Annotated in this window: 17 protein-coding genes; 14 read left to right on the top strand and 3 right to left on the bottom strand. The window is 66.8% G+C overall.

The features are described from left to right. Positions 1-45: 45 nt before the first annotated feature. On the bottom strand, positions 46-858 hold the full coding sequence (locus tag BXA00_RS08340; RefSeq protein WP_076517896.1) for an NUDIX hydrolase family protein: 813 nt from the start codon (positions 856-858) through the stop codon (positions 46-48). A 301-nt stretch (positions 859-1159) separates the two neighbouring features. Here BXA00_RS08340 and coxB point away from each other — a divergent pair, with 301 nt between their 5' ends. From coxB to BXA00_RS08320, 5 genes are all read left to right on the top strand, one after another. Then, positions 1160-2317, top strand: a complete 1158-nt coding sequence (gene coxB, locus BXA00_RS08335) for a cytochrome c oxidase subunit II (RefSeq protein ID WP_076517893.1) — start codon at positions 1160-1162, stop codon at positions 2315-2317. A gap of 103 nt (positions 2318-2420) precedes the next feature. Further along, positions 2421-4028 (top strand): cytochrome c oxidase subunit I, encoded by a 1608-nt coding sequence (gene ctaD / locus BXA00_RS08330; protein WP_076517891.1) that lies wholly within the window; start codon positions 2421-2423, stop codon positions 4026-4028. 31 nt (positions 4029-4059) lie between these two features. After that, entirely contained in the window at positions 4060-4185 is a 126-nt protein-coding gene (locus BXA00_RS29210) for a cytochrome oxidase small assembly protein (protein ID WP_216639588.1), read from the top strand. Positions 4186-4194: 9 nt separating this feature from the next. Further along, positions 4195-4419: a DUF2970 domain-containing protein gene (locus BXA00_RS08325; protein WP_076517889.1), complete on the top strand. Its 225-nt coding sequence runs from the start codon at positions 4195-4197 to the stop codon at positions 4417-4419. A gap of 36 nt (positions 4420-4455) precedes the next feature. Next, positions 4456-5331 carry a cytochrome c oxidase subunit 3 gene (locus BXA00_RS08320; protein ID WP_076517885.1) on the top strand — a complete coding sequence of 292 codons (876 nt, stop codon included), beginning with the start codon at positions 4456-4458 and terminating at the stop codon, positions 5329-5331. Positions 5332-5508: 177 nt separating this feature from the next. On the opposite strand, the gene BXA00_RS08315 is transcribed toward BXA00_RS08320, so the two are convergent. Beyond that, positions 5509-5709, bottom strand: coding sequence for a twin transmembrane helix small protein (locus tag BXA00_RS08315; RefSeq protein WP_076517882.1), 201 nt, complete (start codon positions 5707-5709; stop codon positions 5509-5511). Positions 5710-5745: 36 nt separating this feature from the next. On the opposite strand from BXA00_RS08315, the gene BXA00_RS08310 reads away from it, so the two are divergent. From BXA00_RS08310 to BXA00_RS08290, 5 genes are all read left to right on the top strand, one after another. Beyond that, positions 5746-6558, top strand: coding sequence for an SURF1 family protein (locus BXA00_RS08310; protein ID WP_076517880.1), 813 nt, complete (start codon positions 5746-5748; stop codon positions 6556-6558). Between the two features lie 71 nt (positions 6559-6629). Further along, positions 6630-7211 (top strand): hypothetical protein, encoded by a 582-nt coding sequence (locus BXA00_RS08305; RefSeq protein WP_076521857.1) that lies wholly within the window; start codon positions 6630-6632, stop codon positions 7209-7211. A 65-nt stretch (positions 7212-7276) separates the two neighbouring features. After that, entirely contained in the window at positions 7277-8314 is a 1038-nt protein-coding gene (locus BXA00_RS08300) for a heme A synthase (RefSeq protein ID WP_076521856.1), read from the top strand. A gap of 13 nt (positions 8315-8327) precedes the next feature. Then, positions 8328-9221, top strand: a complete 894-nt coding sequence (gene cyoE / locus BXA00_RS08295; protein ID WP_076517877.1) for a heme o synthase — start codon at positions 8328-8330, stop codon at positions 9219-9221. Between the two features lie 17 nt (positions 9222-9238). Next, entirely contained in the window at positions 9239-9844 is a 606-nt protein-coding gene (locus BXA00_RS08290) for an SCO family protein (RefSeq protein ID WP_076517875.1), read from the top strand. 36 nt (positions 9845-9880) lie between these two features. Here the strand turns inward: BXA00_RS08290 and BXA00_RS08285 are convergent, their stop codons facing one another. After that, positions 9881-10099: a DUF3717 domain-containing protein gene (locus BXA00_RS08285; protein WP_076517872.1), complete on the bottom strand. Its 219-nt coding sequence runs from the start codon at positions 10097-10099 to the stop codon at positions 9881-9883. 132 nt (positions 10100-10231) lie between these two features. Here BXA00_RS08285 and BXA00_RS08280 point away from each other — a divergent pair, with 132 nt between their 5' ends. The 4 genes from BXA00_RS08280 (at position 10232) to BXA00_RS08265 (ending at position 14602) form a co-directional block, all read left to right on the top strand. Continuing rightward, positions 10232-10903, top strand: a complete 672-nt coding sequence (locus tag BXA00_RS08280; RefSeq protein ID WP_076517869.1) for a glycine zipper 2TM domain-containing protein — start codon at positions 10232-10234, stop codon at positions 10901-10903. Positions 10904-10946: 43 nt separating this feature from the next. Next, on the top strand, positions 10947-11774 hold the full coding sequence (locus BXA00_RS08275) for a PhaM family polyhydroxyalkanoate granule multifunctional regulatory protein (protein ID WP_076517867.1): 828 nt from the start codon (positions 10947-10949) through the stop codon (positions 11772-11774). Positions 11775-11843: 69 nt separating this feature from the next. Beyond that, entirely contained in the window at positions 11844-13217 is a 1374-nt protein-coding gene (glmU, locus tag BXA00_RS08270) for a bifunctional UDP-N-acetylglucosamine diphosphorylase/glucosamine-1-phosphate N-acetyltransferase GlmU (RefSeq protein ID WP_076517864.1), read from the top strand. Beyond that, on the top strand, positions 13190-14602 hold the full coding sequence (locus BXA00_RS08265; protein WP_076517862.1) for an MFS transporter: 1413 nt from the start codon (positions 13190-13192) through the stop codon (positions 14600-14602). Before glmU ends, BXA00_RS08265 begins: the two co-directional genes overlap by 28 nt. Positions 14603-14677: the final 75 nt, after the last annotated feature.

Here is a 14677-nt window from a genome sequence, read left to right as displayed (position 1 = left end):
ACCGCCGCTTCGGAGTGACCGCCCCGCGCCCCACGCGGCGCCCGGCTAGACCGTGATCTCACCCGCGGCCTGGCGCCGCATGATGTCCTCGACCAGCACCAGGGCGGCTTCCAGCGTGAACTCGCCCTCGCGGATGCGGTCCAGCGCCGTGGCCACATCGAGGGTGGCGATCTCCATGACCTCGCCGTCGCGGTTGGCGGGGCGCGCGTCGGGCGCCAGGAGGCAGGTGCTGGTCAGCACGTCTTCGACCTGATAGCCCTCGGGCAGCCGGCGATGGATGCGCAGGATCGTGCGCAGCGGCGTGCGGCGCGCCAGGTCCGGTTCGTCCAGCCCGGCTTCTTCGCCGCATTCGCGCACCAGCGCCAGTTCCAGGTCTTCGCGGCTGCCGGCCAGCCCTCCCACCAGCGTGTCCCACATACCGGGATCCGTCGACTTGCTGAGCGAACGCCGCGCCACCCACAGCCTGCCGTCGGGCGTCCAGGCGTTCAGGTGCACGGCCTTGGTCAGCAGGCCCAGCGGCCGCACCGCCGCGCGTTCGATCACGCCGAGCGGCTGCTCGCCATCCAAGACGTCCAGCAATTCGTCGCGCCAGCCGCGCAGGCAGTTGGCTTGGCGCAACAGTTGCGCGGCCTGTTCCAGCACCGCATCCAGCGCATTGCCCGGAACGAGGCCGTCGCCGATGCGCAGCGCCGTGTCGTCCGCATGCGTTTGCGGCGCGTCGCGCAGCGCGTCGCAGGCCGCATGCGTGGCCCAGCCGCAACGGCGCCCCGCTATATATAAAGCGCGCGCGCCTTCCGGGGCTGGCTCCTGCGCGCGGGCGCACAGGGCGGCATACAAATCGGACAACGGCTTTGGCATCGTGGCGTCATGGTGATGAGGATGCAGGCGATTTTAAGCCACCCGGTTTACGGGCCGCAGTCAAGGGCCGCAGTCAAGGGGCGCGGCCACATGGGGGCGGGCTCCATGAATTCAAGAGTACAAACTTACATCTGTTTGCGCGTCCGCTATAATCCGCCAGTTTCTTTGTGATTTCGAGAGGGAACGACAGGGCCGCTCTATCTCCCTGCATCGCCCTGCCATCTAATAATTGCGCGTTGCCCGTATTCCGGTGACTTCCGCCACCAGCAAATGGGCCTTCGCGCCGTATTTCGAGGTAAGCATGAAGAAGTGGAGAGGGATACTGGGGGCTTGTGCGATGCTGGTTGGCAGCGTGGCCGGTGCCCAGGTGCAAAACATGCCCGGCGGTCCGAAGGTCAATCAGCTCAATCTGCATGAAGGCGTCACCGCGATCTCGCGCGACATCATGTGGCTGCATTGGTTGCTGCTCACCATCTGTATCGTGATCTTCATCGGCGTCTTCGGAGTGATGTTCTACTCCATCTGGGCGCACCGGAAGTCCCGCGGCCACAAGGCGGCGACCTTCCACGAACATCTCGGCGTCGAAGTCGCCTGGACCGTCATCCCCTTCATCATCGTCATCGCCATGGCGCTGCCGGCCACCAAGACGGTCGTCGCCATGAAGGACACTTCCAGCGCCGACCTCACCGTCAAGGTCACCGGCTATCAATGGAAATGGGGCTACGAGTATCTCGACGGCTCGGCCGCCGGCATCAAGTTCCTCTCCACGCTGTCCACGCCGCGCGCCCAGATCGAGAACCGCGAGCCCAAGGGCCAGTTCTACCTGATGGAAGTGGACAACCACCTGGTCGTCCCCGCGAACAAGAAGATCCGCATCGTCCTCACCGCCTCCGACGTCATCCACTCCTGGATGATTCCGGACTTCGGCGTGAAGCAGGACGCCATCCCGGGCTTCCTGCGCGACACCTGGTTCAACGCCGAAAAGCCTGGCATCTATCGCGGCCAGTGCGCGGAACTCTGCGGCAAGGACCACGCATTCATGCCCATCGTCGTGGAAGTCCTGGCGCAACCGGACTACGATAAGTGGGTTGAAGACCAAAAGAAAAAGATGGCGGCAAACGCCGACGATCCCAACAAAGAGTGGACGGAAGCCGAACTGGTTGCCCGCGGCGAAAAGGTTTTCGCGGCGAATTGCGTGGCCTGTCACCAGGCCAACGGCAAGGGCATTCCCGGTTCCTTCCCGCCGCTTGACGGAGACAAGGTCGTTCTGGGCCCCAAGGGGCCGCAGATCGACACCGTGCTGAAGGGCAAGCCCGGCACCGCCATGGCGGCGTTCGGCGGGCAGCTCAACGACGTCGAGATCGCAGCGGTCATCAGCTATACGCGCCATGCCTGGAGCAATGCCGGCAAGGGGCAGGACCCGACGGTTCCACCGAAGGACGTGGCGGCTGCGCGCTGATCGCGCGCGCCCCGTTCCTCCACCGTAGAACCGGTTCCCTTTAGTCAGAGATACCCTGCCGCCCCGTCGAACGGGGCCGGCACTCAGCAGGAAGGAGTCCATCATGAGCAGCGTCACTGTAGACCACGTGTCGCCGGGCCACGGCCACGGTCACGATGACCACCACCACGGTGTCCCCACGGGCTGGCGCCGGTGGCTTTTTGCAACGAACCACAAAGACATCGGGACGATGTATCTCATCTTCTCGTTCGTCATGCTTCTGGAGGGCGGCACGCTGGCGCTGCTGCTGCGCACCGAGCTCTTCGAGCCGGGCCTGCAGTTCTTCCGCCCCGAGCTCTTTAACCAGTTCACCACGATGCACGGCCTGATCATGGTGTTCGGCGCCATCATGCCGGCGTTCGTGGGCTTTGCGAACTGGATGATCCCGATGCAGATCGGCGCGTCCGACATGGCGTTCGCCCGCATGAACAACTTCAGCTTCTGGCTGCTGCCGGTGGCCGCGATCATGCTGACCGCGTCGTTCTTCGTGCCGGGCGGCGCCACCGCCGCCGGCTGGACGCTGTACGCGCCGCTGTCGCTGCAGATGGGCCCGGGCATGGACCTGGCCATCTTCGCCATCCACATCATGGGCGCCTCGTCCATCATGGGCGCCATCAACATCATCGTCACCATCCTGAACATGCGTGCGCCCGGCCTGACGCTGATGAAGATGCCGCTGTTCTGCTGGACCTGGCTGATCACCGCGTTCCTGCTGCTGGCCGTGATGCCCGTGCTGGCCGCCGCCATCACCATGGTGCTGACCGACCGCCACTTTGGCACGGGCTTCTTCAATGCCGCCGCGGGCGGTGATCCGGTCCTGTACCAGCACGTGTTCTGGTTCTTCGGGCACCCCGAGGTCTACATCATGATCTTGCCGGCGTTCGGCATCGTGTCGGCCATCGTGCCCGCGTTCGCCCGCAAGAAGCTGTTCGGCTACGCCTCCATGGTGTACGCCACCGCCTCCATCGCGGTGCTGTCGTTCATCGTGTGGGCGCACCACATGTTCACGACCGGCATGCCGGTGACCGGCCAGCTCTACTTCATGTACGCCACCATGCTCATCTCCATCCCGACCGGGGTGAAGGTGTTCAACTGGGTCGCCACGATGTGGCGCGGGTCCATGACGTTCGAAACCCCGATGCTGTTCTCCATCGGCTTCATCTTCGTGTTCACGATGGGCGGGTTCACCGGCCTGATCCTGTCGGTGGCGCCCATCGACATCCAGGTCCACGACACCTATTACGTGGTGGCGCACTTCCACTACGTGCTGGTGGCCGGTTCCCTCTTTGCGCTGTTTGCCGGCGCGTACTACTGGGTGCCCAAGTGGACGGGCCGCATGTACAGCGAAAAGCTGGGCAAGCTGCACTTCTGGTCCACGCTGATCTCGTTCAACGTGACCTTCTTCCCGATGCACTTCCTGGGTCTGGCCGGCATGCCGCGCCGCTACGCCGACTACGCCGCGCAGTTCACGACCTTCCATCAGCTCGCCACCATCGGCGCGTTCTGGTTCGGCCTGTCGCAGCTCATTTTCCTGTGGGCCATCGTGCGTTGCTACCGGGGCAAGGGCGAACCCGCCGCCGCCAAGCCGTGGGAAGGCGCCGAAGGACTGGAATGGACGGTGCCGTCGCCCGCCCCGTTCCACACCTTCGAAACGCCGCCCGAAGTGAAGTAAACGCCCCATCCATATTCCAGGTCGCACAGCAATGACACCCGAGCAGCGCCGCCGCAACAAGATCGCAGGACTGGTCCTGCTGGTTTTCGTCATTGCCGTGTTCGCCTGGACCGTGATCCGCGGTTCCGCGTTGCTGACCGGCAAGGCGGTCGGCTAGGCCACAACCATGAGCGACGACCTTCGCGAAACCTCCCAGCGCAAGCTGAGCTTTCTTCAGACGATGAAGGCGGTGGCGTGGGGATTTTTTGGGGTGCGCAAGGGCTCGGGCTACCGTGAGGACATCGCCAGGCTCAATCCGGTCCACGTCATCGTGGCCGGACTGCTGGCAGCGGCAATCTTTGTGACTGTGCTGGTTTTAATTGTTCGTTGGGCCGTTTCCAGCCTGACTTGAATTACCTAAATCTAAATCTGTACCAGGGAGAAAGCCATGAGTGCAAGCCACTCGGTTCAAGGTAAAGAGGCACCGTACTACTTTGTCCCCGCCGACTCGGGCCATCCCGTGCGCATGGCCGTTGCGCTGCTCTTCATGGGCCTGGGCGCCGCGGCCTGGGTCAACGGCGCGGATTGGGGCAAGTGGTCCGTGCTGGTGGGATTCATCGGCGTGGTCATCGTGCTGTACTACTGGTTCGGCGATGCCATCCATGAATCGGAAACCGGCCTGAACAGCAAGCGCATCGACGATTCCTACCGCTGGAGCATGAGCTGGTTCATCTTCTCCGAGGTCATGTTCTTTGCCGCGTTCTTCGGCGCGCTCTGGTACACGCGCACCGTCACGACGCCGTGGCTGGGCGACATCGACCACCGCCTGATGCTGTGGCCGGACTTCCAGGCGACCTGGCCCAACTTCGGCCCGGCCGGCGTGGTGGAATCCTTCCAGACCGTGGGTCCCTTCTGGCTGCCCACGATCAACACGGCGCTGTTGCTCAGTTCCGGCGTCACGCTCACCATCGCGCACCATGCGCTGCGTGAAAACCACCGCGGCAAGGCCAAGTTCTGGCTGGCGGCCACCGTCATCCTGGGCTTTGTCTTCGTGGGCTGTCAGGCCTTTGAATACATCCATGCCTACCGCGACCTGAACCTCAAGTTCAATTCGGGCGCCTATGGCTCGCTGTTCTACATGCTGACCGGCTTCCACGGATTCCACGTGATCCTGGGCGCCACGATGCTCACGGTCATCCTGATCCGCCTGATGCGCGGCCACTTCACGGCGGACCATCACTTCGGTTTCGAGGGCGCGGCGTGGTACTGGCACTTCGTAGACGTGGTGTGGCTGGGCCTGTACCTGTTTGTCTATTGGTTCTGACCGCGCGGTGCTGATCGCGGGGTTCTGACGGCGGCCGGCGCAGCCGGCGGCCGTTGCGGCACGGGAAAGCGCGAAGGGGGCGGGCGGCAAGCCGGCTTCCGCCGCGCTTTCAGGCCATTTGCGGGGACGCGCCCGGCGGTTGCGGCGCCAAATCCGGGGAACCGGACGCCGTGCAGCCTATCTAAAGCCCGTGCTCTCGATCCAGCCCATGTGATGGGCGAACAGCACGAACACGAACAGGGCGACCGACAGGCCGATACGGACTGTCAGTGCGTTGACCGTGCGGTTGGTGGTACCTTTGTCCCGCATCAGGTAGACCAGGGCGGATGCCAGACTGGCCAGTATCCCGATGAAGGCCAGAACGACGAAAACGCGCATTGTGGTCTCCCGACAAATCAGATTTAGCAACGACAGATGTCCCGACCGCATTCCACCCGCTACACGGTAGCCGCCTTACTGCTGCTTGGCATCGCCGTGGTGATCCTGGTGTCGCTGGGGCAATGGCAGTTGCGTCGCAGCGATGAGCGACGCGCCATTCTGGCCGCGATCGAAGCGGGCCGCAAGCAAGCGCCGCTGGTGTTGACGCCCGCCACGCCGCCCGCGGACATGACGGCCTGGCGCGTGGCGCAGGCCAGCGGCACGTGGCTGCCCGAATTCAGTGTACTGCTGGACAATCGCAACCAGGACGGCAGGCCCGGGTACTGGCTGGCCACGCCGCTGCTGCTGGACGCGTCGGCGCGGCGCGCGGTGCTGGTGCTGCGCGGCTGGTTGCCGCGCGTCATCCAGGGCCAGGGCGAGCCCGACCTGCCGGCCGCGCCCGAGGGCGTGCAGACCGTGCAAGGCGAGCTGTCCGAGCGCGTGCCGCGCCTGTTCGAACTCTGGTCGCTGGGCGGATCGCAAACCTCGACCTTGCCCGCGACGCTGCCCGCGGCGGACGGGAAGGTGCCGCAAGTGCAGAACCTGCCGCTGGACGCCTACGCCCGCGCGACCGGGCTGGATCTGCTGCCCACGGTGCTCAGCCAGGGCGGGCCGGGCGACGATGGCCTGGTGCGTGACTGGCCCCAGCCGTCGGTGGATTTCCAGCAGAACACCTCGTACGCGGTACAGTGGTTCGCTTTCGGGGCGATTGCCGCCATTGCGTGGCTGGTGGTGCTGGGAGGCGCCATCCGCCGCATGCGCCAGCGCGGGGACACGCGGGCCCAGGCCCGGATCCGCGCGCGTCGATGAACAACGCTATTCCAGGATACAAAGTGGCTCGCGACAACTCCTCCAACAAGCCCGCAGGCAAGCGTTCGCTGATGCCCATGGTGCTGGTGTTCCTGTGCTCGCTGGCGCCCATCGTCGCGGCGTTCGTGGTCTACATGAATCCGCAATGGTGGCCCAGCGAATCCAGCAACTACGGCACCCTCGTGACGCCGCAGCGCCCGATGCCCCAGGCATCCGAACTGCGCCTGACCACGCTGGACGGCAAGCCCTTCGATCTGCAAAGCCTGAAGGGCAAGTGGCTGCTGGTGGCCGCCGACGGGGCGGCGTGCCCCGAAAGCTGCGCGCGCAAGCTCTTCATCACGCGCAACAGCCACGCCAGCCAGGGCAAGAACGTGGATCGCCTGGCGCGCGTCTGGTTCATCACCGACGACGCGGTGGTGCCGGACAAGGTGCTGGAGGCCTACAAGGGCACGGTGATGGTGCGCGTGGACCCCGACCAGTTGGCGCGGTTCCTGCTGGCGCGCGGCAGCGCCGCGGGCCAGCCCGGCCTGCAGGATCCGATCTGGGTGATCGACCCCCTGGGCAACCTGATGATGCAGTATCCCGCCGAGGCGGATGGCGTGCGGGTGCGCAAGGACATCAGCAAGCTGGTCTATAACTCGCGCATTGGTTGAATTTTTACCGCCGGGGCGCCGCAAGGCAAAAGCCGTCCGGCGTGAGGGCATTTATGTTGGTTGATATGGAACGCATCAAGGCGCGCTACCGCAGGCTCGTATTCTTTACCTGGTTCCTGACGCTGGACCTGATCATGTTCGGCGCCTTCGTGCGCCTCACGGATTCGGGCCTGGGCTGTCCGGACTGGCCCGGCTGCTACGGCAGCGTCACGCCGATCGGCGCGATGGGCGACATCCACGAGGCCTCGCAGGCCATGCCCTTCGGACCGGTGACCCTGTCCAAGGCCTGGATCGAGATGATCCACCGCTATGTCGGCGCCATCCTGGGCATGCTCATCATCGGCATCGTCTACATGGCCTGGCGCTACCGCCGCGAACTGGGACGCTCGCCCGCGCTGGCCATCACGACCCTGGTGGCCGTGTGCGTGCAGGGCGCGTTCGGCGCCTGGACCGTGACCCACAAGCTCATGCCCGCCGTCGTGACCGCGCACCTGGTGTTCGGCCTGTCGGTGCTGGCCTTGATGACCTGGCTGTCGTCGCGCGAGCGTCCGCACCTGCCGGTGAGCGCCGCGGCCGTGCGCTGGAAGCCCTGGGTGGCGGTCGGATTCGTGCTGCTGCTGGTTCAGGTGACGCTGGGCGGCTGGGTCAGCACCAACTACGCGGCGCTTGCCTGCATGGACTTTCCCACCTGCCACGGGCAGTGGGTGCCGGACATGGACTTTCACGGCGGGTATTCGATCATCCGCGGGCTGGGCGAACTGCCTTCCGGCGAAATGATCTCGCAGCCCGCGCTCACGGCCATCCACTGGGTCCACCGCAATTTCGCCTTCGTGGTGTTCGTCTACCTGGGCATCCTGGCATGGCGGCTGCGCGCCGCCGAGCCCGGCCTGCGCGGCCCGGCCACGCTGATGCTGGCGCTGCTGGGCGCGCAACTGCTCACGGGCCTGACGACGATCTTCTTCCAGTGGCCGCTGTTGATCGCCGTGCTGCACAATGGGGGCGCGGCAGGCCTGACCTTGTCGGCGGTGGTCTTGATGGTGCGTCTGGCGTCGGCCGGCCATGAGCCGGCGAGGCGGTACGACCCCAATTTGGTGCGCGTTTAAAATGAGGTCCACTATGACCAGTCTTGCCGCTCCTCAATCCGGATTGCTCCGCCAGTACCTCGTCCTCACCAAGCCGCGCGTGACGCAGTTGGCCGTGTTTTGCGCCGTGATCGGCATGTTCCTGGCCGCGCCGGGCATCCCGGACATGCGCCGCGTGCTGTTCGGCACCATCGGCATCTGGCTGCTGGCCGCCGCCGCCTTCGCCATCAACTGCCTGATCGAACAGGAAGTGGACGCCCGCATGCTGCGCACCGCGCGCCGGGCCACGGCGCGCGGCACGATCTCGGCCTTCCAGGTGCTCAGCCTGTCCGGGCTGCTGGGCGGCGCGGGCATGTTCGTGCTCTACAACATGGTCAACCCGCTCACCATGTGGCTGACGTTCGCCACGTTCGTGGGCTACGCCATCATCTACACCATCATCCTCAAGCCGCGCACGCCGCAGAACATCGTCATCGGCGGCCTGTCCGGCGCGATGCCGCCGGCGCTGGGCTGGGCGGCGGTCGCGGATTCCGTGCCGGCCGAGGCCTGGGTGCTGGTCCTCATCATCTTCATCTGGACGCCGCCGCACTTCTGGGCGCTGGCGCTGTATCGCAACCACGACTACGCCAAGGCCGGCCTGCCCATGCTGCCGGTGACGCACGGCAACCAGTTCACGCGCCTGCACATTCTGCTGTACAGCCTGGCGCTGATGGCGACCACGCTGTTGCCCTACGCCATCCGCATGAGCGGCGAACTGTATCTGCTGTCGGCGCTGGTGCTGGGCGGCATGTTCGTGTCGTATGCCTGGCGCCTGTACCGCCAGTACAGCGACGAGCTGGCGCGCAGCATGTTCCGCTTTTCCATTCTTTACCTGGCGCTGCTCTTTGGCGCCCTGCTGGTCGACCACTGGGTCGGCCTCTTGCGCTGACCCCCCGGAGGTTGTCGATGTCCGTGTTTTCCGCCAGCCGCCGGCTGGCCCTGCGACTGGGCGCTGCCGCCGCCGTCGCTGCCGCCCTGGCTGCCTGCGGCGAGAGCAAGCCCGTTTTCAAGGGCAGCGACATCAGCGGCACGCAGTTGGGCCGGGCCATGGAATTGTCCGATCACAACGGCAAGATGCGACAGCTCTCGGACTTTTCGGGCAAGGTCGTGGTCGTGTTCTTCGGTTTCACGCAGTGTCCAGACGTGTGCCCCACGGCGCTGGCCGAACTGACCGAAGTGATGAAAAAGCTGGGCCCGGACGCCGACCGTGTCCAGGTGCTGCTGATCACGGTGGATCCCGAACGCGACACGCCCGAGGTGCTCAAGCAGTACGTCACGGCGTTCGACCCGCGCTTTTTGGGGCTGACCGGCACGCCCGACCAGATCAAGAAGGCGGCCGCCTCGTTCAAGGCCTATTACGCCAAGGCGCCCACCAAGGACGGCAGCTACACGATGGACCACACGGCGGCGTTCTACCTGTTCGACGGCAAGGGCGAATCGCGCGTGCTGGCCAACAACAACGTCGGCGCCGACGGCCTGACGCACGACATCCAGGCACTGCTCAAGGGCTGAGGCGGGCGGGGCCGCAAGGCCCGGCCAGACGGCGGATCACGCTTTCGCCGCCGCCCACGCGGCCAGCGCGGCGCGCGCCTTGTCGGTGAGTTCGGCGGCGGGAATCTCGCGCCGATGGGCAATGATCATCAACGCATAAGGGGTGGCCAGCGCGGCTGCCTCGGGGCACAGGCGCGACTCTTCGCCAACCGATGGCGACGTGTTGCGCCAGTAGTTGATTGCCTGTTCAAGCTGGGGCAGGGTGATGGGATCCATGCGCCTATTGTCCACGAATGTCCCTGCCTGTCCACCCTCCATCCGCCCTGCAAAGAAGGGTCACCATCGCAACATGCCGAAACCGCGCCCGGGTGCTATACCACTGCCGGTTAGTTACGATGGAGCATCGTCATGAATACTTCGACCCAACCAGCGCCGCGCCGCGGCCTGCATCCGCTGCTGGCCGCCGCCGCGATCGCCGTCATCGTCATGTGTTCGGTGGGCGTGGCCGCGGTGCTCGGCTGGCTGCCCACCCCGTCGGCCAATCCGCACGCGGAAGAAGCCGTCGCCGAAGCCGGCCCTGAAGACGCCAACCTGGCGCCCGCACCCGACGCCGCGCCGCCCGGCGCGGGCCGGCCCGCGGGCCAGATGCACCAGGCCCAGGCGTCGCAGCCCGCATCGCCCTCGCGGCCAACCGCGCCTGCCGCGCGTCCCGCCCCGGCGCCGCAAGCCTGCGCCTCGTGCGGCGTGGTCGAGACCATCCGCCAGGTGCAGGTTCCCGCCAAGGACAACAGCGACCATCTGGTCGGCACCATCGCGGGCGGCGTAGCCGGCGGCGTCGTGGGTAATCAGTTTGGCGGAGGCAGCGGAAAGACGGCCCTGACGGTGCTGGGCGCGGTCGGCGGTGCTTTGGCAGGCCGTGAAGTTGAGCGTAATATCAGACAGCAACAAACAGTGACGCACTATGAGCTCACGGTGCGCATGAGCGACGGCAGCACGCGCCAGTTCCGCAGCGCGCAGCCGTTCTCGTTTGCCTCCGGCGACCATGTGCGCGTGGAGAACAATCAGCTTCTGCCGGGTTGACCCGACCGCCGGCGGCAAGCATCCGACCTTGGAGAGACCTGGAATGAGCGATCAATACACCAACCCGTTCGTCCTGCCCGGCATGGGCCAGAACTCCGACCTGTCGGGCAATCCGCTACTGGCCAGCATGGAAATGATGCGCCAGGCCTGGGCCGGCCTGACCGGCCCGGGCGGTCTGGCGAGCAGCCTGCCCATGGCGCCGCCCATGAACCTCGAAGACCTGGACCGCCGCATCGCCGAACTGCGGTCGGTGGAAAATTGGCTGCGCATGAATCTCAGCATGCTTTCCAGCACCATCCAGGGCATGGAGGTGCAGCGCTCCACCATCAGCACCCTGCGCGCCTTCGTGGACAGCGCCTCGCGCATGGACCTGGGCGCGGCGCCGGAGGGCGGCGCGCCTTCGCCGCTCGAGGTCGCGCTGGGCCTGAAGCCCGCGCCGAAGTCGGCGGGGGCTGGCCACGGAAGTTCCGCGCAGCCGGACAGCGCCGCGTCCGCCCAGGCCAAGGAAGACGCCAGCGCACCGTCCGATGCCGCATCGGGCAGCGCGGCGGGCGCGTCCGCCACCGGCGGCGCCGAATCGGCCGCCGCCATGAGCGAACAGATGGGCGCCGCGGCGCAGTCGGCGTCCAAAGCCTGGTGGGATCTGCTGCAACAGCAGTTCAACCAGATCGCCGCCGCCACCGCGGCGTCCATGCCGGCAAGCGCGCCGGCCGCGGACACGGGCGCCAAGCCCGACCCCGCCGCCCCGCCCAAGGCATCGGCCAAGCCGCCAGGCAAGGCCGCCAAGCCGGCTGCCGCGCGCAACCCCGCCGCCACCAAGCGGGCGGCAAAGACCGCCAAGAAAACCGGGCCTGCCGACGGCAAGCCCTGACCCCATCCTTCAATCGACACGCGGACAGGCCGCAAGCCCGCCCGACCGTCTCCACACCTACTGGAACTTATGCTTAATGTAGTGATTCTTGCCGCCGGACTGGGTAAACGCATGCAGTCCGACCTTCCCAAAGTGCTGCACACGCTGGCCGGCAAACCCATGCTGGCCCATGTGCTGGACAGCGCGCGCCAATTGCAGCCGGCGCGCATCATCGTGGTGGTCGGCCACGGCGCGGATCGCGTCAAGCAGACTTTCGATGGTCAGCCGGACCTGCACTTCGTGCTGCAGCAGCCTCAGCACGGCACGGGCCATGCTGTGCAGCAAGCCGTGCCGCTGCTGCTGGAAGGCGACGGCAAGGACGACGTGACGCTGGTGCTGTACGGCGACGTGCCGCTGGTCCAGCCCGAGACCCTGCAGCGCCTGCTGGATGCGCGCGGCCAGGGCGCCGCCGTGCTGACCGAAGTGCTGGCCGATTCCACTGGTTACGGCCGCATCGTGCGCGATGCCAAGGGCAGCGTGTGCCGCATCGTCGAGCACAAGGACGCCTCGGACGCCGAGCGCGAGATCAAGGAAGTGAACACCGGCATCCTCAGCGCGCCCACCGCAAAGCTGAAGAACTGGCTGACCCGCATCGACAACAACAATGCCCAGGGCGAGTACTACCTGACCGACGTCGTCGGCCTGGCCGTAGTCGACGAGGTGCCCGTGGGCGCGGCCCAGCCCGGCGCCGGCTGGGAAACGCTGGGCGTGAACAGCCGCGTGCAGCAGGCCGAACTCGAGCGCCGCTGGCAGGCCGAACAGGCCCGCCGCCAGCTCGAAGCCGGCGTCACCCTGGCCGATCCGGCGCGCTTTGACGTGCGCGGCACGCTCACCTGCGGCCGCGACGTGTTCATCGACGTGGGGTGCGTGTTCGAAGGCCAGGTCTCGCTGGCCGACGGCGTGCGCGTGGGTCCGCATTGCGTGCTGCGCGACGTCAGCGTCGGCTCGGGCACGCACATCGAAGCCTTCAGCCACCTGCAGCAGGCCGAGGTGGGCCGCGATGCGCGCGTGGGCCCCTACGCCCGCCTGCGTCCCGGCGCCGAGCTGGGCGACCGCAGCCACGTCGGCAACTTCGTCGAGATCAAAAAGAGCGTGCTGGGCGCGGACAGCAAGGCCAATCACCTGGCCTACATCGGCGACGCCGACATCGGCGCGCGCGTGAACGTGGGCGCGGGCACCATCACCTGCAACTACGACGGCGTGAACAAGCATCGCACCGTCATTGAGGACGACGCCTTCATCGGCTCGGACACGCAGCTCGTCGCGCCCGTGCGCGTGGGCCGCGGCGCAACGCTGGGCGCCGGCACCACCCTCACGCGCGATGCGCCGGCTGACAAGCTGACGGTGTCGCGCCCCAAGCAGCTCACCGTCGAGGGATGGCAGCGCCCGGTAAAGAAGTCGTGACGCCGGGGCACGACGCGGCGCCGGAAGGCGCCGCCAAGTCTGCTCCGCCCGACGGCCTGCCAGCGCCGCGCCGGTACTGGGCGGCGGCCACCGTGATGACGGGCATCAGCCTGTCGGTGCTGGACACCACCATCGCCAATGTGGCGCTGCCGACGATCGCCAAGGACCTCAATGCCTTGCCGGCCCAGGCGGTCTGGATCGTCAACGCCTACAACCTCGCCGTCGTAATGGCCCTGCTGCCGTTGTCGGCCTTGGCCGAGCGCATCGGCTTTCGGCGCATGTTCACCTTCGGCCTGGTCCTGTTCACGCTGGCTTCGCTGGGCTGCGCGCTGGCGGGCACGCTGTGGCAGTTGACCGCGGCGCGCGTGTTCCAGGGCCTGGGGGCGGCCACGCTGATGTGCATGTTCGGCGGACTGGTGCGCAACATCTATCCGCTCAAGATGCTGGGGCGAGGCATCAGCATCAACGCCACCACGGTGGCGGTGATGTCGGTGCTGGGGCCCACGATCGGTTCGGCCATCCTGTCGGTGGCGCCGTGGCCGTGGATCTTCGCCGTCAACCTGCCCATCTGCGCGCTCGCCATGCTGGGCCTGCGCCATCTGCCCGAAGTCCCGCGCAACGACGTGAAACTGGACTGGATCAGCGCCCTGCTCTGCATGGCGACGCTGGGCGTGTTCATTTCCGGCGTGGACATGATAGGCGAAGACCTGCTGCGCGGCATCGGCCTGGTCGCCATTTCGGCGGTCGCGGGCATGGTGCTGGTGCGCCGGGCCAGCCAGCAGACCGCGCCGCTCGTGCCGGTGGACCTGCTGCGCATCCGGCCGCTGGCCTTCGCGGTAGGCGCGTCGGCCTGCACCTTCGCCGCGCAGATGGCCTCGTACGTGTCGCTGCCGTTTTATTTCCAGCAGGTGCTGGGTCGGCCTTATCTGGAAGTGGGCATGCTGATGGGCGCCTGGCCCGTGGGTACGGCCATCATTGCGCCGCTGGCGGGTCGTCTGTCGGACCGCTATTCGGCCGCCACCCTGAGCGGCGTGGGGGCGGCCACCATGGTCGTCGGCATGCTTTCGCTGGCGCTGCTTCCTTCCACGGTGTCGAACGGGCCGATCATCGCCGGCATGTTCGTGGCCGGCGTCGGCTTCGGCTTTTTCCAGACGCCGAACAACCGCGCCCTGCTGTCCGCCGCGCCCCGGTTGCGCAGCGGGGCGGCGGGCGGGCTGCAGGCCACCACCCGGGTGTTCGGCCAGAGCTTTGGCACGGCGCTGGTGGCGATCGCCTTCAGCGTCAGCGCGGCGCACGGGCCCGGCCTGGCGCTGGTGCTGGGCACGGTGTGCGCGGCCCTGGCCGTGGTGGTCAATACGGTCCGGTTCAACAAGCTTCGGACCTAGCGCGCCGCAGGACCTCGGGCGCGGGCCGCTTCTATAATGGCGGCCGGCGCCCGGTTTCCTTGGCCGGGCGCGAAG

Source organism: Achromobacter sp. MFA1 R4 (genome assembly GCF_900156745.1).
Taxonomy (GTDB): Bacteria; Pseudomonadota; Gammaproteobacteria; order Burkholderiales; family Burkholderiaceae_B; genus Achromobacter.
The sequence above is the reverse complement of the archived record's forward strand: the minus strand, read 5'-3'. Positions and strand labels throughout refer to the sequence as shown.

Excerpts from the sequence above, each read along its gene's own strand:
- BXA00_RS08340 (WP_076517896.1), bottom strand. The coding sequence starts at position 858 with ATGCCAAAGCCGTTGTCCGATTTGTATGCCGCCCTGTGCGCCCGCGCG.
- coxB (WP_076517893.1), top strand. The coding sequence starts at position 1,160 with ATGAAGAAGTGGAGAGGGATACTGGGGGCTTGTGCGATGCTGGTTGGC.
- ctaD (WP_076517891.1), top strand. The coding sequence starts at position 2,421 with ATGAGCAGCGTCACTGTAGACCACGTGTCGCCGGGCCACGGCCACGGT.
- BXA00_RS29210 (WP_216639588.1), top strand. The coding sequence starts at position 4,060 with ATGACACCCGAGCAGCGCCGCCGCAACAAGATCGCAGGACTGGTCCTG.
- BXA00_RS08325 (WP_076517889.1), top strand. The coding sequence starts at position 4,195 with ATGAGCGACGACCTTCGCGAAACCTCCCAGCGCAAGCTGAGCTTTCTT.
- BXA00_RS08320 (WP_076517885.1), top strand. The coding sequence starts at position 4,456 with ATGAGTGCAAGCCACTCGGTTCAAGGTAAAGAGGCACCGTACTACTTT.
- BXA00_RS08315 (WP_076517882.1), bottom strand. The coding sequence starts at position 5,709 with ATGCGCGTTTTCGTCGTTCTGGCCTTCATCGGGATACTGGCCAGTCTG.
- BXA00_RS08310 (WP_076517880.1), top strand. The coding sequence starts at position 5,746 with ATGTCCCGACCGCATTCCACCCGCTACACGGTAGCCGCCTTACTGCTG.
- BXA00_RS08305 (WP_076521857.1), top strand. The coding sequence starts at position 6,630 with ATGCCCATGGTGCTGGTGTTCCTGTGCTCGCTGGCGCCCATCGTCGCG.
- BXA00_RS08300 (WP_076521856.1), top strand. The coding sequence starts at position 7,277 with ATGGAACGCATCAAGGCGCGCTACCGCAGGCTCGTATTCTTTACCTGG.
- cyoE (WP_076517877.1), top strand. The coding sequence starts at position 8,328 with ATGACCAGTCTTGCCGCTCCTCAATCCGGATTGCTCCGCCAGTACCTC.
- BXA00_RS08290 (WP_076517875.1), top strand. The coding sequence starts at position 9,239 with ATGTCCGTGTTTTCCGCCAGCCGCCGGCTGGCCCTGCGACTGGGCGCT.
- BXA00_RS08285 (WP_076517872.1), bottom strand. The coding sequence starts at position 10,099 with ATGGATCCCATCACCCTGCCCCAGCTTGAACAGGCAATCAACTACTGG.
- BXA00_RS08280 (WP_076517869.1), top strand. The coding sequence starts at position 10,232 with ATGAATACTTCGACCCAACCAGCGCCGCGCCGCGGCCTGCATCCGCTG.
- BXA00_RS08275 (WP_076517867.1), top strand. The coding sequence starts at position 10,947 with ATGAGCGATCAATACACCAACCCGTTCGTCCTGCCCGGCATGGGCCAG.
- glmU (WP_076517864.1), top strand. The coding sequence starts at position 11,844 with ATGCTTAATGTAGTGATTCTTGCCGCCGGACTGGGTAAACGCATGCAG.
- BXA00_RS08265 (WP_076517862.1), top strand. The coding sequence starts at position 13,190 with ATGGCAGCGCCCGGTAAAGAAGTCGTGACGCCGGGGCACGACGCGGCG.